General features: G+C 70.0%; 21 protein-coding genes. 17 read left to right on the forward strand and 4 right to left on the reverse strand.

All coding sequences use genetic code 11. The features are described 5' to 3' along the window. Positions 1-24: 24 nt before the first annotated feature. Genes ACXJJ3_RS07305 through ACXJJ3_RS07330 form a run of 6 tightly spaced genes read left to right on the forward strand, consistent with a single transcriptional unit; the run spans position 25 to position 7,274 of the window. Positions 25-1,242 carry a Wzz/FepE/Etk N-terminal domain-containing protein gene (locus tag ACXJJ3_RS07305; RefSeq protein WP_458169199.1) on the forward strand — a complete coding sequence of 406 codons (1,218 nt, stop codon included), beginning with the start codon at positions 25-27 and terminating at the stop codon, positions 1,240-1,242. After that, the gene (locus ACXJJ3_RS07310) at positions 1,239-2,861 is read left to right on the forward strand and encodes a hypothetical protein (RefSeq protein WP_458169200.1); all 1,623 of its coding nucleotides are present in this window, start codon (positions 1,239-1,241) and stop codon (positions 2,859-2,861) included. The genes ACXJJ3_RS07305 and ACXJJ3_RS07310 overlap by 4 nt, the downstream gene beginning before the upstream one ends. Continuing rightward, positions 2,858-4,090: an O-antigen ligase family protein gene (locus ACXJJ3_RS07315; protein ID WP_458169201.1), complete on the forward strand. Its 1,233-nt coding sequence runs from the start codon at positions 2,858-2,860 to the stop codon at positions 4,088-4,090. The genes ACXJJ3_RS07310 and ACXJJ3_RS07315 overlap by 4 nt, the downstream gene beginning before the upstream one ends. Beyond that, the gene (locus ACXJJ3_RS07320; protein ID WP_458169202.1) at positions 4,087-5,286 is read left to right on the forward strand and encodes a glycosyltransferase; all 1,200 of its coding nucleotides are present in this window, start codon (positions 4,087-4,089) and stop codon (positions 5,284-5,286) included. The genes ACXJJ3_RS07315 and ACXJJ3_RS07320 overlap by 4 nt, the downstream gene beginning before the upstream one ends. Positions 5,287-5,319: 33 nt before the next feature. Then, positions 5,320-6,933: a right-handed parallel beta-helix repeat-containing protein gene (locus tag ACXJJ3_RS07325; RefSeq protein WP_458169203.1), complete on the forward strand. Its 1,614-nt coding sequence runs from the start codon at positions 5,320-5,322 to the stop codon at positions 6,931-6,933. Positions 6,934-6,938: 5 nt separating this feature from the next. After that, the gene (locus ACXJJ3_RS07330; RefSeq protein WP_458169204.1) at positions 6,939-7,274 is read left to right on the forward strand and encodes a hypothetical protein; all 336 of its coding nucleotides are present in this window, start codon (positions 6,939-6,941) and stop codon (positions 7,272-7,274) included. Positions 7,275-7,300: 26 nt separating this feature from the next. Here the strand turns inward: ACXJJ3_RS07330 and ACXJJ3_RS07335 are convergent, their stop codons facing one another. The 4 genes from ACXJJ3_RS07335 to ACXJJ3_RS07350 form a co-directional block, all read right to left on the reverse strand. After that, positions 7,301-7,846 (reverse strand): RNA polymerase sigma factor, encoded by a 546-nt coding sequence (locus ACXJJ3_RS07335; protein WP_458169205.1) that lies wholly within the window; start codon positions 7,844-7,846, stop codon positions 7,301-7,303. Further along, positions 7,836-9,362, reverse strand: coding sequence for a sugar transferase (locus ACXJJ3_RS07340; protein WP_458169206.1), 1,527 nt, complete (start codon positions 9,360-9,362; stop codon positions 7,836-7,838). The genes ACXJJ3_RS07335 and ACXJJ3_RS07340 overlap by 11 nt, the downstream gene beginning before the upstream one ends. Positions 9,363-9,642: 280 nt before the next feature. After that, positions 9,643-9,918 (reverse strand): PspA-associated protein PspAA, encoded by a 276-nt coding sequence (pspAA, locus tag ACXJJ3_RS07345; RefSeq protein ID WP_458169207.1) that lies wholly within the window; start codon positions 9,916-9,918, stop codon positions 9,643-9,645. Then, positions 9,915-10,745, reverse strand: a complete 831-nt coding sequence (locus ACXJJ3_RS07350; protein WP_458169208.1) for a PspA/IM30 family protein — start codon at positions 10,743-10,745, stop codon at positions 9,915-9,917. The genes pspAA and ACXJJ3_RS07350 overlap by 4 nt, the downstream gene beginning before the upstream one ends. Positions 10,746-10,910: 165 nt before the next feature. Between ACXJJ3_RS07350 and ACXJJ3_RS07355 the strand changes: the two genes are divergently transcribed. From ACXJJ3_RS07355 to ACXJJ3_RS07405, 11 genes are all read left to right on the forward strand, one after another. Then, positions 10,911-11,498, forward strand: a complete 588-nt coding sequence (locus tag ACXJJ3_RS07355; RefSeq protein ID WP_458169209.1) for a DUF3043 domain-containing protein — start codon at positions 10,911-10,913, stop codon at positions 11,496-11,498. A 39-nt stretch (positions 11,499-11,537) separates the two neighbouring features. Then, a complete protein-coding gene (locus tag ACXJJ3_RS07360; RefSeq protein WP_458169210.1) occupies positions 11,538-12,548 on the forward strand; it encodes an aldo/keto reductase family protein in 1,011 nt (336 codons plus the stop codon). Further along, the gene (locus ACXJJ3_RS07365) at positions 12,545-12,754 is read left to right on the forward strand and encodes a hypothetical protein (protein WP_458169211.1); all 210 of its coding nucleotides are present in this window, start codon (positions 12,545-12,547) and stop codon (positions 12,752-12,754) included. Before ACXJJ3_RS07360 ends, ACXJJ3_RS07365 begins: the two co-directional genes overlap by 4 nt. Before the next feature lie 225 nt (positions 12,755-12,979). Beyond that, a complete protein-coding gene (locus tag ACXJJ3_RS07370) occupies positions 12,980-13,684 on the forward strand; it encodes an SCO2322 family protein (RefSeq protein WP_458169212.1) in 705 nt (234 codons plus the stop codon). An 11-nt stretch (positions 13,685-13,695) separates the two neighbouring features. Further along, positions 13,696-14,781: an energy-coupling factor transporter transmembrane component T gene (locus tag ACXJJ3_RS07375; RefSeq protein ID WP_458169213.1), complete on the forward strand. Its 1,086-nt coding sequence runs from the start codon at positions 13,696-13,698 to the stop codon at positions 14,779-14,781. Next, complete coding sequence (locus ACXJJ3_RS07380; RefSeq protein ID WP_458169214.1) at positions 14,778-16,385, forward strand: ABC transporter ATP-binding protein; 1,608 nt, start codon at positions 14,778-14,780, stop codon at positions 16,383-16,385. The genes ACXJJ3_RS07375 and ACXJJ3_RS07380 overlap by 4 nt, the downstream gene beginning before the upstream one ends. After that, complete coding sequence (locus tag ACXJJ3_RS07385; RefSeq protein WP_458169215.1) at positions 16,382-17,191, forward strand: ECF transporter S component; 810 nt, start codon at positions 16,382-16,384, stop codon at positions 17,189-17,191. Before ACXJJ3_RS07380 ends, ACXJJ3_RS07385 begins: the two co-directional genes overlap by 4 nt. Then, positions 17,184-17,711, forward strand: a complete 528-nt coding sequence (locus tag ACXJJ3_RS07390; protein WP_458169216.1) for a bifunctional adenosylcobinamide kinase/adenosylcobinamide-phosphate guanylyltransferase — start codon at positions 17,184-17,186, stop codon at positions 17,709-17,711. The genes ACXJJ3_RS07385 and ACXJJ3_RS07390 overlap by 8 nt, the downstream gene beginning before the upstream one ends. 443 nt (positions 17,712-18,154) lie before the next feature. Then, a complete protein-coding gene (locus ACXJJ3_RS07395; protein WP_458169217.1) occupies positions 18,155-18,910 on the forward strand; it encodes an adenosylcobinamide-GDP ribazoletransferase in 756 nt (251 codons plus the stop codon). Positions 18,911-19,186: 276 nt separating this feature from the next. Continuing rightward, positions 19,187-20,362 carry an ROK family transcriptional regulator gene (locus ACXJJ3_RS07400; RefSeq protein WP_458169218.1) on the forward strand — a complete coding sequence of 392 codons (1,176 nt, stop codon included), beginning with the start codon at positions 19,187-19,189 and terminating at the stop codon, positions 20,360-20,362. An 80-nt stretch (positions 20,363-20,442) separates the two neighbouring features. Further along, the gene (locus ACXJJ3_RS07405) at positions 20,443-21,513 is read left to right on the forward strand and encodes an ABC transporter substrate-binding protein (protein ID WP_458169219.1); all 1,071 of its coding nucleotides are present in this window, start codon (positions 20,443-20,445) and stop codon (positions 21,511-21,513) included. The last annotated feature ends 75 nt before the right edge of the window (positions 21,514-21,588 follow it).

The following is a 21,588-nucleotide window of genomic DNA, read 5'->3' on the forward strand; positions in this document are numbered from 1 at the left end:
TCAGACGGATCCTGGAGGGGGCCTGTGAGCGCGCAGCAGTTGGACGTGAAGAAGTCGTGGCAGGCGATCCGGCGGCATCGGCTGCTGGTGGGGGCGGTTGCCGTGGTCGGACTGCTGGCGGGGATCGGGTACGCCTTCGTCCAACCGCCGATGTACAACGCGTCGTCGCTGGTCGTGCTCCCGCCGCCGCCCGAGTCCGCTTCGGGTATCAGTTCGAACGCCCAGAGCATCGACACGCAGGTGTACATCGCCGGGAGCGGACCGGTCCTGTTGAGCGCCGGCCAGAACGTGACGCCGGCGTTGTCCACCGAGCAGGCCCGGACGCGGGTGAAGGCGACAGCCGTCACCGAGGACGTCATCCGGATCGACGCACAGGGCACGACGGCCAAGCAGGCGGTCCAGCTGGCCAACGCGGTCGCCCAGGTCTACCTGGTGTTCATCACGACCGACCAGAAGCTGCCCGGCGACCTGGGCAAGCGGACCGGCGCACGCATGCTGGAGCAGGCGGTCAACGCGCAGGGCGGCAGCATGCTCGTCCACACCGGCATCTACGGTGGTCTGGGCGCGCTGCTCGGTGCCATCGCCGGTGCCGTCCTGGTCCTGGCCCGGGCCCGCGGTGACCGCCGGCTCCGGTTGCGCGACGACATCGCGGACGCCGTCGGGATCCCGGTCCTCGCGTCGGTCTCGTCGTACCGGGCGAACGATCCGTCGGACTGGGCGAACCTGCTGGAGCACTACTCGCCGACCGCGGTCGACGCGTGGGCGCTGCGCAAGGTCCTGCACAACCTCGCGCTGGACGCGAAGGGCGGCCAGCAGGTCTCGCTGACCGTGATCTCGTTCGCCGACGACGGCAAGGCGCGGCCGCTCGGGCCGCAGCTGGCCGCGTTCGCCGGGACGGTCGGCATCTCGACCTCGCTGGTGATCGACCAGCACCACGACAAGCCGTCCGGCCAGGTCGCGCTCGAGATCCACCTGGTGCTGGTGGACCGCGACGCGCCGCACCTGGACGACAGCGAGCGGACCACCCGGACGATCGTCGCGCTCTCGGCCGGCACCGTGACCGCCGAGGAACTGGCCAGGCTCGCGGTCGCGACAGCAACCGACGACCGGACCATCGACGGCCTGGTGGTCACCGATCCGGATCCGTCCGACCGGACGGTCGGCCGGGTCGCCCTGGCGCAGCGGCGGGCCGGCTCGCGGCTGCCCACGCTCCTCACCGGCACGGCAAGGCGGACCCGATGACGAACCAGCAGTTCTCCGATCAGCCCGTCACGAGTTGGGCCGAGGACGACGACGGCCTGTTCGCCGCCGAGCCGACCACGTCGAACCCGCCCGAAGGCCTGGTCACGCTGCGGTTCCTGCGCGACGCCGTGGTCCGGCACGCGCGGATCTGGATGGTGCTGGCGATCATCGGCTTCACCGGCGGGCTGGCGACGTACTTCCTGCTGCCCGCCCCCCACCAGGCGGCGGCCCGGGTACTTGTCACCACCCGCGAGGGCGACGACCCGGCGAAGGCGATGGCGACCGAGATCAGCCTGGCCACCAGCCGGACGGTGGCGGAGCGGACGATCGCGCTGCTCAAGCTGCCGGACACGCCGGACCAGCTGCTCGCCGACTACACCGCGACCATGCTGACCGACCGCGTGCTGCAGATCCAGGCGCAGGCGAAGACCGACGAGCAGGCCACCAAGCTCGCGACGATCATCGCCCAGACGTACCTGATCTTCCGCCGCGAGCAGATCGGGCTCGACGAGGGCCCGCTGGCCAAGGACCTGGCCGCGTCGCAGAACGAGCTGGCGCTCGCCCGGCAGGCGGTCGTTGCCAGCGGCGACGACCCGAACAACCCGAAGCTGCCGAACAGCCCGGAGATGGCGCGGTTCAACGCGGCCGGCGACAAGTACCGGTTCATCCAGCAGCAGCTGCTCGACCAGAGCACGCAGGCGTCGAAGATGAACTCCAGCCGGCTGCTCGACGCCCCGAGCCCGGTGCTCGTGCACGCCAAGCGCAACCTCGCGATCAAGGCCGGTACCGGACTCATCGGCGGCCTGTTCCTCGGCCTCGGGTTCGTCGTCGTACGGGCGCTGATCTCGGACCGGCTGTGGAAACGCCAGGACATCTCGAACGCGCTCGGCGCCCGGGTGCGGCTCAGTACCGGCCGACCGCCGCGCAACTGGCTGCCGTTCGGAGGAGTGCTGCGCCTGTCGCAGGCGGGGAATCCGGAGATCCAGCTGCTGTCGCAACACCTCGGCCAGCGCATCATCTGGGCGAAGCGGCCGACTCCGGCGCTCGTGGTGGTCAGCGTGGACGACGTACCGGCGTGTGCGCTCGCGGTCGCGGCGCGTGCGGTCGCGCTGGCCGAAGAGGGCAAGCACGTGCTGGTCGCGGACCTGACCGGGACCGGGGCGCTCGCGCAGAAGCTCGGGGTGAAGCAGCCGGGGACGCGGGACTCGCAGTTCAGCCAGCCCGGCCGGCGGATCGACGTGTTCCTGCCCGAGCCGGACGGCCTGCCGCCGGAGGGCTGCTACCTACGGCTCGGCGACAACAACCGGTCGAACGGGTCGGCCGACGTCCAGCTCGACGCGGCCTGGGACGCGGCCGATCTGGTCCTGACGCTCGCGACCCTGTCGCCGGCGATCGGCGCCGACCACCTAGGCACCTGGGCGTCCCGCGCCGCCGTCGTGGTGACCGCCGGCCGGTCGACGGCCGCCAAGGTCCGCGCGACCGGCGAGCTGGTTCGCCTGGCCGGGCTGGAGATCGACTCCGCGATCGTGCTGAACGCGGACCGTACCGACGAAGGCGTCGGCGTGGCGGACGCCGAGGCGTCCAGCCCGGCCGTCGACCTCGAGATGTTCTCGCGATGAGTACTGTCGCCGCGATCCGGACCCGGCTGCTGCCGAAGCCGGGGTTCCGGGCCGTCACCCCGGAACGCCGGCGTCGGCGCCGCGTCCAGCTGGTCTGGGCTCTGCTGGTGATGAACGTCCTGACGTACTTCCCGGGCTCGCTGCAGCTCATCCCGTTCCCGAGCATCGTCGGCAAGCTGATCGCGCAGGGGGCGCTGCCGCTCGCCTTACTGCTGGTACTGACCGTCAACCGTCCGGCACGGATCCGTCCGAGCGTCTACGTCTTCCTGGCCAGCCTGCTCGCCACGGAGGCGGTTGTCGCGAGCCTGCGCTCGGAGTTCCTGGTCAGTGCGCTCTACCGGTCGACACGGCTGTTCCTTTTCATCACGGTGCTGTGGCTACTGACGCCGTGGTGGACCCGCCGGGACCTATTACTGGTACGGACGCATCTTCTGGTGCTGTGGTGCATCGTCGGCTCGGTCGTGTTCGGCTTCCTGATCGCTCCTGGTGCGTCCAGGCCTGACGGGCGGCTGGTCGGCATGGTGTGGCCGATTCCGCCTACCCAGACCGGGCACTACGCAGCAATGGCTGCCGGGCTGACCGGAGTCCTCTGGATGTCAGGGCTGCTCAAACGCGGGCCCGCACTCGCCAGTGTGCTCACAGCGGTCCCTGTCCTGCTGTTGACCCACACCCGGACAGCGTTGGTCGCGTTGCTGGTCGGTTCCGTGGTTGCCGGGTTGAGCCTGTTCACCGCGCGCTCGCGGGTCCGCAAGTCGTTCGCCATCGGCATCGGTGTCTTCTCGATCGGTGCGCTGACCGCTGGATCGTTGGTAACGACTTGGTTGGCGCGTGGACAGGACACCGAGCAGGTGACCGCACTCACCGGGCGCACCTTCGTGTGGGACGCGATCCTCGCGCAACCACGGACGACCTGGCAGACGCTGTTCGGCTTCGGCCTGTCCAACAAGTCGTTCAACGGCCTCCCGATCGACAGCAACTGGCTGGGCACGTACTACGACGTCGGGCTGCTCGGGGTGTCGTTCTGCATCGCCATGGTGCTGTTCGTGTTCATCGGCGCCTGGTTCACGCCGCAGGGTCCACGGCGCGCGGCCGCGCTGTTCATCGTCGCGTACTGCGTCGTCGCGTCGTTCACGGAGAGCGGGCTCAGCGAGGCCTCGCCGTACCTGCTGGAACTCACTCTGGCCGCCTCACTCGTCTACTCGCGACCAGCGCAGGAAGGTGCCGAATGAGGATCCTGCTGGTGCACAACAGGTACCGTTCCACAGCACCGAGCGGTGAGAACCGGGTCGTCGACCAGGAACGCGAGGCACTCGCAGCACTCGGCCACGACGTCGACCTGTTCGAACGGCACAGCGACGAGCTCGAGCAGTGGCCGGCTTGGAAGAAGGCCACACTGCCCGCCCGAGTGGTCTGGAACCCTGCCAGCAAACGCGATCTGGGCGAAACACTGCGTACGTTCAAGCCCGACGTCGTCCACATCCACAACACGTTCCCCGTCCTCAGCCCGTCCGTGCTTTACGCGTGCCGGGACGCCCAGGTGCCTGTTGTCATCACGCTGCACAACTACAAGCTCCTATGCGCCAGCGGTGACTTCTACCGCGACGGTGCCGTCTGTCACGACTGTGCAGGCGGCAGCCCGATCCCCGCGGTCGCTCACAGCTGCTACCGCGGCTCCAAGCTCGCAACAGCGACCACAGTGCTCAACACACGCTCCCATCGACGCAGCTGGCGCAACCTGGTGTCGGCGTACCTGTTCGTCTCGGAGTCCCAGCGCAAACTCCTGGCCGGCCTGGACTTCGACAGCGACCGCAGCTTCGTCCGCTACAACTACGTCCCGTACGACGGTCCGTTGGGCGGCCCGCGCCGCCGCCAGGTCACGTACGTTGGCCGGCTCGACGCTCCGAAGGGGGCACCGCTGCTGATGAAAGGCTGGGACGCGTACCGCGAGATCGCCGGCGACGACGCGCTGCAGCTGGTGATCGCCGGCGGCGGCCCGCTGCTGGACGAGGTGACCGCGTGGGCCGCGGACCGGCCGTCCGTCGAGCTCCGCGGGCTGATGAGCAAGCCCGACGTGTTCCGGCTGATGCGCGAGTCCCGTGCCGTCGTCCTGCCGTCGGAGTGGGAGGAGACGTTCGGGCTGGTGGTCGTCGAGGCGATGGCGGTCGGCGTACCGCTGCTCGCCGCCGGCCACGGGTCGTTCCCCGAACTCGTGACCGACGGCGTCGACGGCGCGCTGTTCGACCCCCGGCGCCCCGACGAGCTCGCGAAACTCCTGCTCGACGTCGACACGTCCCCCGACCGGTACGACGACCTCGGCCGCAACGCGCGGTCGACGTACGAGAACCGGCACGCCCCGCAGCGGAATCTCCGGCAACTGCTCGACATCTACCGGTTCGCCCGCGCGAACCCGGTGCACGCCCGGTAGCACCCGCCCGCCCTGGCCCCCGAAGGAACAACCATGGAACAACGTGCCCCGTCCGGCCGTGGAGCCGCGTGGTACCGGCAGCGACGAACCCTCGTCGCCGGCGGCATCCTGCTGCTCGTCGGCGGACTGTCAGCGGGCGCACTGGTCGCCGACGGCCGCCCCACCCGGAAGGCGGACCAGGGGACGCCGACCGGGCCGGCCACAGTCGCAGCCGTCAAGGCACCGACCGCTCCCCCGGCCAGGATCTGCGGCAACAGCAAGGCCCTGGCCGGCCCGGCCCAGGCACCGAAGGGCGCCGTCGTGGTCAGTACGACGCAGAACCTGTCGAGCCTGACCGCGCAGTCCCCGGCCGGTACGACGTTCTGGCTGTCGCCCGGCCGGCACCGGCTGCCCGACGACGAGTTCGTCCAGGTGATCCCGAAGGACGGCAACCACTACCTCGGCGCGCCCGGAGCGATCCTGGACGGCGCGAACCGGAACCGGTACGCGTTCACCGGCTCCGCCAAGAACGTCGTGATCAGCCACCTCACCATCCAGAACTTCGGCAAGGCCCGCGGAAACAACGACGAGGGCGTGGTGAACCACGACTCCGCGACCGGCTGGACCATCGAGGCGAACACCATCCAGCACAACGCCGGCGCGGGCGTCATGATCGGCAGCCGGAACGTGATCCGCGGCAACTGCCTCGCGGACAACGGCCAGTACGGCTTCAACGCGTACAACCCGCAACGCGTCGCCAGCATCACGATCCAGGGCAACGAGGTCACCGGGAACAACACCGACGACTGGGAGACCGTCCGCCCCGGCTGCGGCTGCACAGGCGGCGGGAAGTTCTGGGCGGTCAGCGGCGCCATCGTCCGCGGCAACTGGATCCACGACAACCGCGGCGCCGGGATGTGGGCGGACACCAACAACACCGCGTTCTCGATCGAGGGCAACTACATCGCGAACAACTACGCCGAGGGCCTCATCTACGAGATCAGCTACAACGCGTCGATCCGCGGCAACACCTTCATCCGCAACGGAATCGGCAAAGGACCGACGAACGTCGGGTTCCCGACACCGGCGCTGTACATCTCGGAGTCGGGCGCGGACAAGCGCGTCCCCGGGATGTTCAACCAGACCTTCGAGGTCAGCGGGAACGTGTTCACCGACAACTGGGCCGGGGTGATCCTGTGGGAGAACGCCGACCGGTTCGCGGGCTCCGCCGCCAACACCAGCAGCGGATCCAGCCCGTTGGTGAACCAGTCCGTGGCCAACGACCAGACCTGCAACGCAACCAACATCAAGAATCCGCCGTACCTCAGCGACTGCCGGTGGAAGACGCAGAACGTCCGCGTGCACGACAACGTGTTCACCCTGGAACCCGACAACCTCGGCGACAAGTGCGCGTCCCGGACCGGCTGCGGGTACAACGGCATCTTCTCGAACTGGGGCACGTTCCCGGAGTGGTCGCCGTACAAGGCCCGCACCGTCGAGGACGCGATCACGTTCCACCAGGGCAACCGGTTCTTCTCCAACACCTACAGCGGCCCGTGGAACTTCATGGTCCACGAGCAGGGCAACTCGGTGAACTGGGCGGCCTGGCAGGGCGCGCCGTACGGGCAGGACCAGGACAGCGTGATCAAGGTCAACGGGGAGCGCTGATCGGCATGGAGCGGGCGGCCGGCGAACAGATCGCGATGCTCCGCTCGATCGGGTACGCCGCGTTCGACCGGCACGACCCCGACGTCGGCGTCCTCGACCTGGTCTTCGACAGCCTGGTCGACACGCCCGGAAGCGAGGGGGTACGCCGACTGCGGTTCACCGGGTACGGCGTCACGATGGACGTCGAACGTACCGAGGTGGGCGTGGAACTGCGGGTATTACCCGCCGGGCCGGTCGTAGTGGAAGCCTGCGGCGACGAGGCCACCCGGCTGGTCAGCTTTCTGCTCCGGTGGCCTGCCGGCACGCAACGCTCGGTCCGGACCGCCTGGGTGATGCTGTAGCGGCGGTCCGGACCGCGTCTGCTGCCTCAGGAGGCAAGCAGCAGTCGGAGCTTCTCCAGGCAGCGCCCGCGGATCGGGCCGATGCTGCCGATCGGGATCCCGATCGTCGCGGAGATCTCGGCGTACGGCGCCGGCGGGTCGGCCATCAGCATGCCGAGCAGCTGCTGCCACCGGTCCGGCAGGCTTTCGAGCGCCCGCCGTACGTCGTCGGCGCGTTCGCCCGCGAGCAGGTCGGCGTCCAGCTCCGGCTGGTCCCCGGCCACCTCCTCGAACGCCGTCGCCTCGTAGGTCAGCAGCACGCGCTTGCGGAACGCCAGTACCCGCAGGCACTCCCGGCGCGTGGTGACGACCAGCCAGGCGCCGACCCGGGCCGGGTCGACGCGGTCGATGTGTTCGAGCAGCCGCAGCCAGACCATCTGCGACACGTCGGCCGCGTCGCTGTCGGTCAGCCGGAAGCTGCGGGTCACGGCCCAGACGAGCCGCGCGTAGTGGTCGACCAGCCGGCTCCACGCCCCCTGGTCCCCGGCGGCGGCGTGGACCACCATCGTCTGATCGAAGTCCCTAGTAAGCACCGTCACTCCCCAGGACGGCGCGGGCGGTCTTCCACAGGATCAGCAGGTCCAGCGCGATCGACCAGTTGTCGGCGTACCGCAGGTCGAGCCGCATCGACTCCTCCCAGGTCAGATCGCTGCGGCCGCTGACCTGCCAGAGACCGGTCAGCCCCGGCTTCACGAGCATCCGGCGGGCGTCGTCGAGCTGGTACTGCGCCACCTCGGCGGGCAGTGGCGGCCGCGGCCCGACCAGGGACATGTCCCCGCGGAGCACGTTCACCAGCTGCGGCAGCTCGTCGATCGAGAACCGGCGCAGGTACCGCCCGATCCGGGTCACCCGCGGATCGTCACGGAGCTTGAACAGGATCCCGTTGCCCTCGTTCAGCGCGTGCAGTTCGGCCTTGCGTTCCTCGGCGTCGGCCACCATCGTGCGGAACTTCAGCATCCGGAACTGCTCGCCGCCGCGGCCGACCCGGGTCTGCCGGAACAGCACCGGGCCGCGGCTGGTGAGCTTCACCAGCAGCGCCGTGACCAGCAGCAGCGGCGTCAGCGCCAGCATCAGCAGGCAGCCGACCACCCGGTCGAAGATGTTCTTCAGCACATGCGGGCCGCCGCTCACCGACGGCCGCTCCAGGTGCAGCAGCGACAGCCCGGCGACCGGCCGGATCGAGATCCGCGGACCCGCGACCTCGACGATGCCCGGCGACACGATCAGCTCGACTCCGCGCTGTTCGAGGGCCCAGGACAACTTCCGCAGCGAGTGCCCGGCGAGCTCCGGGTCGGCGGCCACCGCGACCACCTCGACGTCCCACTCGTCGACCGCCTTCAGGATGTCCATCTCGGCGCGGCCCAGCCGCTCCGGCTCCGGCTCCTCCGGTACGTCGCCGCGCGGCAGGCAGCTCGCGACCACGACGTACCCGTCGGTCTTGCGCTCCTCCAGGTGCCGGCGCAGCGTGGTCACCTGGTCGTTGCGCCCGACAACGAGTACCCGGCGCATGCAGCGACCGGCGAACCGGCGCTTCGAGATCTGCCGGTGCAGCAGCCAGCGGGCGAACATCGCCGCGAAACAGGTCATCGGGACCGCCAGCACCACGAATCCACGAGCCACCTGACTCTTGGTCGCGTACGACGTCACGGCGACCACGGCGGTCAGCGCGACGGCGGCCCGGATGATCGACCGGAACTCCTCCGGTCCGGTGCCGAAGTAGCGGGTCTCATAACCCCGCTCCAGCGCCACACACGCCAGCCAGGCGATCGGCAGCGCGGCCCCCAGCAGCACGTAGCCGAAGTTGATCTGGGCACCGAACCGGACCACGAGCGCCAGTGACACCCCGAACAGCGCCGCCACCAGGTCCCCGCCGAGCGCCGCCCAGCGGTACTTCGCGACCCAGCGCGCCTCGGTGAACCTCGCCGCGCGTGGCACCACCGCCGGAACCTCGTCCGGAACCACCCAGACCGGCCGACGTCGTTCCCCCGACGGCGCCGGCCGTAGATCAGCCGGATCGGCCAACCCCTCGGACATGACAAATTCAGTCACGCACAGTCACCCCCCACAGGTGAAAAACCGAAACCCGTGACCAACCCACACCCCGTCACGGACCTCGTCCAACGTCGCCCCCACAACGACGTGAACCAGAGAGTACTACGAGGTCGCGGCGGAAAACAGCGTCGGACGCGAGTGTTTACCGCCGGGTCACCCGACTCCCAGGTTCCGTAAAACAAAGACCTCCGGGAACCCTAATTCGGGTTCCCGGAGGTCTCAAACGATTACTTCAAGTGACCAATCGCCGGGTCGGGGCACTGGCCGCCGAAGGCTGTCAGCCGGCGATCAGGCCGTCGCCGCTGATCAGCTCGCGCATCTCCGCGAGCGAGCTGTCCGACGGGGGCAGGATCGCGTCGGAGTCGTGCAGCTCGTTGTCCGGCACCTTCTCGCCGGAGCGGACGAAGTCCAGCAGCGCCGCGAAAGCGCTCTGGTACGCCGTCTCGTCGCCGGACGACACGGCCTTCTCCAGGTCGCCGTCGACCGCGTTGAGCGCGTCCAGCTTGTCGTCGGCCAGTCGCCACTGGCCTTCACCCATGATGCGAACGATCACCGAACATCTCCGTCCTGGGGTCGCGCCGGCTCCGTGACAGGCTGGGTGGCCGGCTGCTGCACTGGCTGGGCGGGTTGCTGAGCGGTCTGCTGGCCCTCACCGGAGAGCTCCTTGGGCGCACTGCTGCCCCCGGACAGCTGGGCCTTCATGGCCGCCAGCTCGCTCTCCACGTCCGATCCGGACGACATCCGCTCGAGCTCGAGCGTGATGTTGTCCTTGCTGGTGCCGGTGGCGTCGTCGAGCGCGCCGGAGGCGAGCAGCTCGTCGATCGCGCCGGCCCGGGCCTGCATCTGCTGGGTCCGGTCCTCGGCCCGCTGGACCGCGAGGCCGACGTCGCTCATCTCCTCGGAGATGCCGGAGAACGCCTCGTTGATCCGGGTCTGCGCCTCGGCCGCGGTGTAGGTGGCCTTGATGGTCTCCTTGCGGGTCCGGAACGACTCGACCTTCGCCTGCAGGCGCTGGGAGGCCAGCGTGAGCTTCTCCTCCTCACCCTGCAGCTGGGCGTGCTGGGTCTGCAGGTCGTCGATCTGGCCCTGCAGGCCGGACTTGCGGGTCAGGGCCTCGCGGGCCAGGTCCTCGCGGCCCATCGAGAGCGCCTTCTGCGCCTGCTCCTGCAGCTTCGCCGACTGGGACTGCAGCTGCGACGCCTGCAGCTCCACCCGCTTCCGGCTGGTGGCCACGTCGGCCACGCCACGGCGTACCTTCTGCAGCAGCTCGAGCTGCTTCTGATACGAGTAGTCAAGGGTTTCGCGAGGATCCTCGGCCTTGTCCAGGGCGGAGTTCGCCTTGGCCTTGAAGATCGTCGACATCCGCTTGAAGATGCTCATCGATATCCGTACCCCTTCTGTGCCGGCCTGACGACCCGGCGTGCGTATCGTCCACCCTATGTCCCACCGGGTCACCACACCATCGGGACAGGCCCCGATAAAGTGGTAGAAGGTCCGGGGACCACCCCGACTCGCGTCCTGCCCTGCGAATGAGGTTCTGACCCCGTGTTCCGTCGTACCAAGTCTGAGACAGCTACCACCGTACCCGCCGAGCCCCAGGGCAAGCCGGGCGGCAAGGGGCGGCCGACGCCGAGCCGCAAGGAAGCGGAGGCGGCCCGGAAGGCGGCGTTCAAGAAGCCGCGGAACCGCAAGGAGGCCTCGGCGATCCGCCGGGACAAGATGCGGACCGAGCGGGCCAAGATGCAGCAGGCCATGCAGACCGGCGACGACCGGTACCTGCCGGCCGCCGACAAGGGCCCGGTCCGGCGGTTCGCCCGCGACTACGTGGACGCCCGGTACTCGGTGATGGAGTTCGCGCTGCCGATCCTGCTGGTGGTGTCGCTGGTCGGCGTGGTGTTCTCGCCGCAGTTCCCGTGGCTGGCCGGGATGGTGAACCTGCTGTTCCTGTTCATGATCCTGCTGATCGCGGCCGACTGGTTCCTGCTGACGGCGGGGCTGAAGAAGCTGATCCGGGTCAAGTTCCCGCAGGAACCGGTCAAGGGGATCAGCTTCTACGCGGTCCGCCGGACCATGCAGATGCGCCGCTGGCGGCTGCCGAAGCCGATGGTGAAGCGCGGCGAACGGCCTCACTAAATGCTGGCGAGCTGAGCCCGGGCAAGTAGGGTCGGGGGTATGGACTTCCGCTATCTGGGCAACAGTGGTCTCAAGGTCAGCGAGATCTCGTACGGCAACTGGCTGACGCACGGCTCACAGGTGGAGAACGAGCAGGCCAAGGCCTGCGTCCGGGCCGCCCTGGAGGCCGGCATCACGACGTTCGACACCGCCGACACCTACGCCAACACCAAGGCCGAGTCGGTGCTCGGCGAGGCGCTGGCCGGCGAGCGCCGCGAGTCGCTGGAGATCTTCACCAAGGTGTACTGGCCGACCGGGCCGATGGGCCCGAACGACACCGGCCTGTCCCGCAAGCACATCCACGAGTCGATCAACGGCTCGCTCCGGCGGCTCGGCACCGACTACGTCGACCTGTACCAGGCGCACCGGTACGACACCGAGACGCCGCTCGAGGAGACGATGGAGGCGTTCGCCGACGTCGTCCGGCAGGGCAAGGCGCTGTACATCGGCGTCTCGGAGTGGACCGCGGACCAGCTCCGCGAGGGCCACCGGCTGGCCCGCGAGCTGCGGATCCCGTTCGTCTCGAACCAGCCGCAGTACAGCATGCTGTGGCGGGTCATCGAGGGCGAGGTCGTGCCGGCCGCCGAGGAGCTCGGCATCAGCCAGGTGGTGTTCTCACCGATCGCGCAGGGCGTACTCACCGGCAAGTACCTGCCCGGTCAGCAGCCGCCGGAGGGCTCCCGGGCCACCGACGCGAACGGGTCGAACTTCATCAAGCGGTTCCTCACCGACGACGTCCTGACCCGGGTCCAGGAGCTGAAGCCGCTGGCCGCCGAGGTGGACCTGTCGCTGTCCCAGCTGGCGATCGCCTGGGTGCTGCAGAACCCGAACGTCGCCTCGGCGATCATCGGCGCCTCCCGGCCCGAGCAGGTCACCGAGAACGTCAAGGCCTCCGGCGTGACGCTGGACGACGGCCTGCTGAAGCGGATCGACGAGGTACTCGGCGGCATCGTCGAGACCGACCCGGCGAAGACCGCGCAGAACTCCCCGCAGAAGCGGCCGGGCGCGTGAGCTGGAGCTGGCGGTTCGAGACCGCGTCCGGCGCGCTGGTCGACCCGGGTGAGGTCGGCGGCGCGGAGTTCTCGGCCCAGGGCGACGCCGAGAGCTGGCTGGGCGAGACCTGGCGGGACCTGGCCGACCGCGGCGTCGGCCAGGTGTACCTGCTGGAGGACGGCCGTGAGGTGTACGGGCCGATGAGCCTGTCGTCCGCCGAATAGCCGCAGAGTAGGATTCGCACGAACCAAAGCCTGCGTCACAGGGAAGCCGGTCCGAGTCCGGCGCTGACCCGCAACCGTAGGCCACCGCGAGCGGTGGCAAGCCGGAACACTGTGACGCAGGCAGTCAGGCTCGACTACCCGCCGTGGTCCGCGGGTGGAGCCCCTACCCTGCCGGTGCAGGCGGGACCTCCTCCACCGGGCTGCGGCCCGACCGAGGAACACATCATGACTGCACATCGCCGGACCCTCCGACTGGTCCTGAGCCTGCTGGCGGGTCTCCTGCTGGCCGGGACCGTTGCCACCTCGGCGCGCGCCGAGGACGGCTACCGCTTCTGGGGCTACTACCAGTGGACCAACGGCCAGTGGGCCTTCTCACAGAAGGGCGCGGACGCCTTCGTCCCGGCCGACGGTGCGGTCGAGGGCTGGCGGTTCGCCGTCGGCGGCGCCAAGCCGCGGGTCCCGCGGGCCGCGGGCGACTTCGCCGCCGTCTGCGGCAAGACCCCGGTCGAGACCGGCAAGAAGCGCGTAGCGCTGGTCGTCGACCCGGGCACGCCCGAGGACGCCCTGTCCGGTGAGACACCCGGCCCGGCCACCGGGACCTGCGTGGTCACCGCGACCACCTCGACCGGCGCACAGATCCTGGCCGCGGCCGGCCCGGACCGGATCGAGAAGGGCCTGACCTGCGGTATCAGCGGGTATCCGGCGACGGGCTGCGGCGACCAGGTCAAGAACATCAAGGTCCCGGCCACGGACACCCCGGTGACGCTGGAGATCAAGTCCGCCGTGGGCTCGAGCGCCGCCGCGCCGGCGTCGTCCACCTCCGACAACAGCAGTACGCCGTGGACGGGCATCGTCATCGCGCTGGTCGTGGTCGTGCTGCTGGCCGGCGGCGGGCTGCTCGTCAACCGCCGCCGTACCGCAGCCAAGTAAGCACACCGTAGATGCGCGCCGTCCACCACCTCACACTCCCCCGGGCTCTGCACCCGGGGGCCTGGTGGTTGTGGGCGCTCTGCATGGCTGTAGCCGCCAGCAGGACGCGCAACCCGGTCCTGCTGGTTCTTATCCTCGCGGTCACCGGTTTTGTGGTGGCTGCGCGTCGTAGCGATGCTCCCTGGGCTCACAGCTTCACGGGGTTCCTCAAGCTGGGACTGCTGGTCATCGGGATCCGTGTGGTCCTGCAGGCATTGCTGTCGACGCGTTCGCAGGGCAACACCGTGCTGTTCACGCTGCCGCAGATCCCCTTGCCTGACTGGGCGGCCGGCGTGAAGCTCGGCGGTGAGGTGACCGCGGAGGCATTGCTGAGCGCGCTGTACGACGGCGGGCAGCTGGCCGTCATGCTGTGCTGCGTGGGCGCGGCCAACGCACTGGCCAGCCCACGGCGGTTGCTGAAGTCGCTGCCAGGAGCCCTGTACGAGATGGGCGTCGCCTGCGTCGTGGCGCTGACCTTCGCGCCGCAACTGGTGACGGACGGCCGCCGGATCCGCGGTGCCCGCCGGCTACGCGGCCGTACGCGCGCTTCCTTCCGTACGACGGCCATGCCCGTGCTGGAGGGCGCTTTGGACCGTTCTGTTGAGCTGGCGGCTGCCATGGACTCCCGCGGGTACGGCCGTACGGCGCATGCCTCTCGTCGTCAGCGTCGCCTCACAGCGTTGTGCGTGATGTTGGGTCTGCTGGGGATCCTGCTCGGTGTCTACGCGTTGCTGACCGACTCCATGGCGTTTCCTTTCGCAGCAGGCGCGCTGGTGGTTGGCGTGCTGCTGGCTGTCGCGGCCATGGCTGTCGGGCGGCGGCGGGTCAGCCGGACGCGGTACCGGCCGGATCCCTGGGCGTTGCCCGAGTGGCTGGTCGTGGCCGCCGGCGCGGTGGCTGCCGGGGCGATGGTGACCGCGGCAGTCCGCGGCGTGGACGGACTCCTGCTGGCGGGGCCGCTGGTCGTCCCGCCGGTACCTGTGCTGCCGGTTGTCGGCGTACTGATCGGACTGGTGCCCGCACTCGTTGCGCCACCGTTGAAGAAGGGCGCCGCATGATCGACTTCGACCGGGTCACCGTGACGTACGACGGTGCGCGGGAGCCGGCGCTCCGGGACGTGAGCTTCATCGTGCCCGAGGGCGAGTTGGCGTTGGTGATCGGGCGGACCGGGTCCGGCAAGTCGACGTTGCTGCGGGCAATCAACGGGCTGGTGCCGCACTTCACCGGCGGCACGCTCGCCGGGCGGGTGCTGGTGGCAGGGCGGGACACCCGGACCTGCCGGCCGCGGGACCTGGCCGACGTGGTCGGGATGGTCGGGCAGGACCCGATGGCCGGGTTCGTCACCGACACGGTCGAGGACGAGCTGGCGTACAGCATGGAGTCGCTCGGCGTGGCGCCGGACGTGATGCGCCGCCGGGTCGAGGAGACGCTCGACCTGCTCGGGCTGGCCGACGTACGGGACCGGGCGCTCACGTCGCTGTCGGGCGGTCAGCGGCAACGGACCGCGATCGGCGCGGCCCTCACGGCGCACCCCGCCGTACTCGTGCTGGACGAGCCCACGTCGGCGCTCGACCCGCAGGCGGCCGAGGAGGTGCTGGCTGCGCTCCAGCGGCTCGTCCACGACCTGGGCGTCACTGTTGTGATGGCCGAGCACCGGCTGGAGCGGGTGATCCAGTACGCCGACCGGGTGATCGAAGTACCGGGTGGGGCTGCTGCTGTGTCCACCGGGCTGCCGGCGGAGCGCATGGTGGCAGCGCCGGTCGCACCGCCCGTGGTGGAGCTGGGACGGCTGGCTGGTTGGTCGCCGCTGCCCCTGTCCGTCCGGGACGCTCGGCGCGCTGCTGCAACTCTGCGGTCCCGCCTCGTTGCTCCTCCCGCGCGGAGTGCAGGACCGTTGGGGGCGGAGCTTGCGCACTGCAAGGACCTGGTGGTGAGCTACGGCACCGTTACCGCGCTGCGTGGCGTCTCCATCAGCATCAACGCCGGTGAGGTCGTCGCGTTGATGGGCCGCAACGGCGCCGGTAAGTCCACGTTGCTCAACGCATTCGTCGGCATCGTCCCTGCCCGCTCTGGTACGGCTAGCGCGGCTGGGACCGACCCGCGCCGTACCAAGCCGAAGCAGCTGGTCAAAGCGGTCGGACTGGTCCCGCAGGAGCCCGCTGACCTGCTGTACGCCGCTACCGTCGCCGAGGAGTGCGCCAGCGCCGATTCGGACTTCAAGGTGGCTGCTGGGAGCTGTCGGGCGTTGCTGGAGCGGCTGGCACCCGATGTGGCGTTGGACGTGCACCCGCGCGACCTGTCCGAGGGCCAGCGGCTGTGTCTGGCGTTGGCCGTCGTACTGTGTGGGGCTCCTCCCCTGCTGTTGCTGGACGAGCCGACGCGTGGGCTCGACTACGGCGCCAAGAGGCGGCTGGTGGCGATCCTGCGCGAGCTGGCCGCGGCTGGGCATGCTGTGGTGCTGTCGACGCACGACGTGGAGATGGTGGCCGAGGTCGCGACCCGGGTGATGGTGCTGGCCGAGGGCGAGCTGGTCAGCGACGGGCCGACCGCCGAGGTGATCGCCGGGTCGCCCGCGTTCGCTCCGCAGGTCGCGAAGATCCTTGCACCGCTGCCGTTCCTGACGGTCGGAGAAGTCGCCGACGCCTTGGATCGTGCTTCATGAACCTGATTCGGCTGAAGCCGCGGAGCACCGTCGCATTGCTGGTCGCCTCGCTCGTCGGCGTACTGGCGTTTGCCTGGCCGTTGTTCTTCCGGACCGAGCAGTCCGGCGCGTCGGCGATCGGGCACACCACGGACGCGCCGTGGCTGTTCGTGTTGCTGCTGCCGCTGCTGGTGGCCGTCGTACTCGCGGAGCTGTCCGAGTCCGGCATCGATGCGAAGGTGATCTCGCTGGTCGGCATGCTCGCGGCCGTCGGCGCGGCGCTGCGGGCACTCGGCCCCGGTACGGCGGGGCTCGAGCCGGGGTTCTTCCTGCTGGTGCTCGCCGGGCGGGCGTTCGGCGCCGGGTTCGGGTTCGTGCTCGGGGCGGTGTCGTTGCTCGGCGGGGCGCTGATCAGCGGCGGGGTCGGGCCCTGGATGCCGTTCCAGATGTTCGCGTGCGCGTGGGTCGGGTGCCTGGCCGGGCTGCTGCCGCGGGTCGGCGGGCGGCTCGAACTGCTGCTGCTCGCGGGGTACTCGCTGGTGTCCGGGGTGCTCTACGGGGTCATCATGAACCTGTGGTTCTGGCCGTACGCGACGTTCGGCAGCGACTTCTCGTTCATACCGGGCGACTCGCTGGCGGAGAACCTGCACCGGTACTTCCTGTTCGTGGTGGCGACCTCGCTCGGCTGGGACATCCCGCGCGGGATCCTCTGCGCGGTGCTGGTGCTCACCCTCGGCCGGCCGATCCTGAACGCGTTCCGGCGGACGGCCCGCAAGGCGGCGTTCGAGACGCCGGTGGTCTTCGAGCCCGGGAGGACGCATGGCTGAGCGCACGCTGCTGCTCGGCGGGGCGCGGTCCGGCAAGTCGATCGCAGCCGAGCGGCTGCTGGCCGACGTACCCGACGTCGTGTACGTCGCCACCGGCGGCGACGACGCCGGCAGCGCCGAGTGGGCCGGACGGGTGGCGAAGCACCGGTCGCGGCGGCCCGCGTCGTGGGGGTTGGCGGAGACGATCGATCTTGTCCCGCTGCTCGAGACCCCCGGTCCGCCGTTGCTGATCGACTGCCTCACGCTGTGGCTCTCGCGGACGATGGACGCCCTCGAGGTGTGGGAGAGCCTCGGCCGGGCGGACGTCGTCGAACAGCAGATCACCCGCCTGGCCCGCGCCTGGTCGGCCACTCCCCGCCGCGTAGTTGCCGTCAGCAACGACGTCGGCTCCGGCATCGTCCCCGCCGACCCCGGCACCCGCCTCTTCCGTGACCTGATGGGCTGCCTCAACACCACCATCTCCCTGTCCTCCGACCAGGTCCTCTGGACCATCGCCGGCCGCACCCTCCCCCTCACATGACGAACCCCCCACAGAAGAACCCCCACGAGCCGCCCCCCGCGCCGGCGACCGGCGACGCGGAGGACGCTCCCACGCGAAGCACACCGGGGACCGGAGGCACGGACGACCCTCCCACCCGAAGCACGTCAGCGGCCGGGAGCTCGGAGGACGCTCCCACGCGAAGCGCGCCGGGGACCGGAGGCACGGACGACCCTCCCGCGCGAAGCGCGCCGGGGACCGGAGGCACAGACGACCCTCCCACGCGAAGCACGTCAGCGGCCCGGAACGCGGAGGATGCTCCCGCGCGCAGCGCGCCGGAGGCCGGCGGCACGGACGATCCTCCCGCGCGCAGCGCGCCGCGGACCGAGGACGCTCCCGCGCGGGGCGCGGTGGTTGATGGGGTGCGGTTGGCGTTCGGCACGCTCACGGTTCTTCCCGCTGGGGTTCCGCGGCGGGTGGATCGGGTGACTGGTGGGTGGGCGATGGTGTTCGCGCCTGTTGTGGGTGTGGTGGTGGGTGGGATTGCTGCCGGAGTGGTTGCGCTGGTGCAGTTCGTGCGGCCGGAGGCGGGGTTGCTGGCGGCGGTGCTGGGGGTGCTGGTGGTGGCCGGGTTGTCCGGTGGGTTGCATTTGGACGGGCTGGCCGACTTCGCCGACGCGCTCGGGGCGCGGCGGGATCGCGAGACGATGTTGCGGATCATGAAGCAGAGCGACATCGGGCCCTTCGGGGTGGTGGCGATCGTCGGGGTGCTGTTGCTCGACGTCGCAGCGCTGACCGCGTGCATCCAGGCAGGCTTCGGCTGGCAGGCGATCCTGATCGCCACCGTCGCGAGCCGCCTCACCCTCCCTTGGTCCTGCCGTACGTCGATCCCGGCCGCCCGCCCCGACGGCCTCGGCACCGTGGTCGCCGCCACCGTCCGCCCCACCACCGCCGCCCTCGCCACAGCCCTCGCCCTCGCAGCAGCCGTCACCCTCACCTGGACCCGGCCCGCAGCAAGCACCGCCCCCGCCTCGCTCCACCCGTCCAGCATCTCACCCCTCACCAGCAGCGCCTGGCAGCTGACCGGCGCCGCAGTCGCCCTACTCCTCGCCGTCGTCACCAGCGTTCTCACCAGCCGCCAGGCGACCAAGAAGCTCGGCGGGACCACCGGCGACGTCCTCGGCGCGACCGTCGAACTGGCCCTCCCGATCACCTTGCTGACCCTCGCCCTAACCGCCTAACCCGCCGCCGAGTCCAACGTCGGCAACTGGGAAAGAAATGTCGCCCTGAGCGACCTTTCTTTCCCAGCAGACGGCCACCCCGCGGGTGGCCGACGGCCCTCCAGAGGATCGCCCCTGACCGTGTGAGCGCTCACCTCCACCACCCGGTCCACGCGGTGGTCTACTGTCGCCGATGGAACGATCAAGTGGGGTAGTGACGGCGAGGTTGCGACTGATGTTCATGGTTCACGACCAGTGGGCGACCGCGCACGCCCCGCGATCCGTTATCTTTATGTAATGAACGCAACTCGCCCAGCCCCGGGCTCGCAGGCTTCGCTGCGCGAAGCCAACCGGGCACGCGTTCTCGGTGTCGTCCGGCAGCACGGCCCGCTCACCCAGGTCGAGATCGCGGCCGCCTCCGGCCTGTCCGCGGCCACCGTGTCGAACATGGTGAAGGAGCTCGACCAGGCCGGCATGGTCGGCCTCTCCCGCAGCATCCGCAACGGCCGCCGCGCCGTCCTGGTCTCACTCGCGTCCGGCGGCGGCCTGCTGGCCGGGGTCGCGTTCGGCGAGCGCGACGTCCGGGTCGCGGTCGCGAACGGCTCCCGCGAGATCCTTGCCCAGCAACTGATGCCGCTGCAGGCCGACCACGTCGCCGACGAGGGCATGGAGCGGGCCGCCCGGCTGCTCGCGGACCTGGCCGAGACGGTCAGCTCCGGCGTCGAGGACATCTCCGCGATCGGGTTCGGGCTGCCGATGCCGGTGGACGTGATCAGCGGCGAGGCGGGGTCGGACGCCGTACTTCCCGGCTGGCGCGGCGTGAACGTGACCGACGCGATGGCGGCGTACCTGCGGGCCCCGGTCGCGCTCGACAACACCGCCAACCTGGCGGCACTTGGCGAACTCCGGGCCGGCGGGCTGCGCGGCGTCCGGAACGGCTGCTACCTGAAGTTCTCGTACGGCGTCGGCGCCGGGCTGGTGATCGACGGCGAGGTCTTCCGCGGTTCGTCCGGTACGGCGGGCGAGATCGGCCACGTCACGATCGACGAGAACGGCCCGATCTGCCGCTGCGGGAACCGCGGCTGCCTGGACACGTTCGTCGGCTCGCGGGCGCTGATCGGCAGCCTCGCCGCGTCCCACGGACCGCTGCGGCTGAAGGACATCGTGCACCGCGCCGCGGCCGGCGACACGGGCTGCCGACGAGTGATCGAGGACGCCGGCCGCCGGGTCGGGGTCGCGGTCGCCGGGGTGGTGAACCTGCTGAACCCGGAGGCGATCGTGGTCGGCGGCCTGCTCGCCGAGGCCGGCGAACTGATCCTCGGCCCGCTCCGTGAGGCGCTCGACCGGTGCGCGATCCCGAGCGCCGCGGCCACCGTCGACCTGCGGCCCGCCGAGCTCGGCGACGAGGCCGACATCGTCGGCGCGATCCACCGGGCGTCGATGCTCAGTCACACCAATATCTCCATTTCTTGAATTCAAGTCTTGACGACAAGAGCTGACCCGGCTTGACTGCGGGCAGGCCAAATCGGCCTGTCCCGTCAAGGAGCCGCCACATGTCCCACTCCGCAATCCGTCTCGTCGGCCTCGGCATCGCCGTGTCGGCCCTGGCCACTTCACTGGTGGCCTGCGGCTCCAACGACTCCGGCAGCAAGAGCGACGCGAAGAAGATCGCGCTGCTGCTGCCCGAGTCGAAGACCACCCGGTACGAGGCGCTCGACCGCCCGCTGTTCACCGAGGCGCTGAAGGCGGCCTGCGCGAAGTGCGAGCTGATCTACAGCAACGCCGACCAGGACGCGTCCAAGCAACAGCAGCAGGCCGAGGCCGCGCTCACCCAGGGCGCGAACGTGCTGGTTCTGGACCCGGTCGACGGCAAGGCCGCCGCCGCGGTCGCCGCCTCCGCGAAGGCACAGAACGTCCCGGTGGTCGCGTACGACCGGTTCATCGACAAGGCCGACTACTACGTGTCGTTCGAGAACGAGGCAGTCGGCAAGCTGCAGGCGCAGACCCTGGTCGACACGCTGAAGGCGGCCGGCAAGACGTCCGGCAACCTCGCGATGATCAACGGTTCCCCGACCGACCCGAACGCCGCCGAGTTCAAGAAGGGCGCGCACAGCGTGCTCGACTCGAGCGGCTTCAAGATCGCCGCCGAGTTCGACACTCCGGACTGGAGCCCGGACAAGGCGCAGGCCTGGATGGAAGGCCAGCTGAGCGCGATCAAGAACGGCCTGGTCGGCGTGTACGCCGCGAACGACGGCACCGCGGGCGGCGCGATCGCAGCCCTCAAGGGTGGCGGCGTGAAGCCGTTGCCGCCGGTCACCGGGCAGGACTCGGAACTGGCCGCGATCCAGCGGATCGTCGCCGGCGACCAGGCGATGACGATCTACAAGGCCGTGAAGCCCGAGGCCGAGGCCGCCGCCAAGGGAGCCGTGGCGCTGGCAGGAGGCAACAAACCCGAGTCGACCACCGACAAGAACGGTGTCCCGGCAACGATCCTCGACCCGGTCGCGGTGACCAAGGCAAACATCAAGGACACCGTGGTCAAGGACAACCTCTACAAGATCAGCGACATCTGTACGCCGTCGTTCGCCGCCGCCTGCTCCGCCGCCGGGCTGAGCACCAACTGACCCGCCCCCTCGGCGTTGCCCCGCGGTGAGGTGCGGGGCAACGCCGGGCGGGTTCCGGAACCGGCGAGGCCTGTT

The sequence above is a fragment of the Kribbella sp. WER1 genome, from assembly GCF_054189145.1.